This window comes from Planktothrix serta PCC 8927 (assembly GCF_900010725.2).
Lineage (GTDB): Bacteria > Cyanobacteriota > Cyanobacteriia > Cyanobacteriales > Microcoleaceae > Planktothrix > Planktothrix serta.
Genome location: NZ_LR734914.1, coordinates 1 through 930 on the forward strand (window position 1 = coordinate 1; position 930 = coordinate 930).

The window sequence follows — 930 nt, forward strand, 5'->3', positions numbered from 1 at the left end:
TTTCACCAATTAGAGTAGAGACTCCAACTCCTGTAGCGTTAATTCGGGAATGCCCTTCCCTATTTTTAGCTGAATTCAAAATATTTTTAGCAGCGTTTATATCTCTATGAAGTTCGCACCCGCAACGACAAATATGGGTGCGAGTTGATAGAGATTTTTTAACGATTACCCCACAATTACTGCATTTTTGCGAAGTGTAATGGGGTGGAACAGCAATCGCTAATTTATCAAATTTAGCCGCAAAATATTCTATCCATTGTCGAAACAAATACCATCCTGCATCACTAATTGACTTAGCTAAACAGTGGTTTTTAACCAGATTTCTAACACTTAAATCTTCGTAGACGACTACATCGTTTGATGTGCATACGTTACGCGCAATTCTCTTGGCGTGTTCATTCCGTTGTCTACTTACTTTTAAGTGTTTTTTGGCGTAAATTTTTCTGGCTTTCCGTCTTCCCGATGAACCTTTAACCTTTTTGTAAATTTCTCTCTGAGATTTTTTAATAGAGTTTTCTGCTTTCTGGTGAAACTTAGGATTGGGTTCTTGATACCCGTTAGAATCTGTATAGAAAGATTCTATGCCAACATCAAGTCCAATTTCCTTTCCAGTTTTCGGTTGAACATCGGTGACGGCAATATTAAGACAGAACTGGCAGTAATATCCATCAGCACGACGGAGAAGTCTAACTCGTTTAATAGACTTAACTGGGTATTGATGGATATCCCATTTTCCCAGAAGTTTAAGCTCACTAATCCCTTTTTTGTCAGTTATCGTGATTCGTCTTTTAGTTGGATTAAGCACCCAACCCGACGTTTTATATTCAACAGAACGGCAATCTTTCTGGAAACGAGGATATCCTTTCTTTCCAGTTTTTTTGGATTTACAATTTTCGTAAAAACGAGAAATTGCCAACCATGCTCGTTCCG

General features: G+C 38.1%; 1 protein-coding gene. It reads right to left on the bottom strand.

What is annotated here, in order from left to right; genetic code table 11:
- Nucleotides 1-930: RNA-guided endonuclease InsQ/TnpB family protein (locus PL8927_RS27610; protein WP_083627101.1), on the bottom strand; the 930-nt coding region annotated here is incomplete at both ends.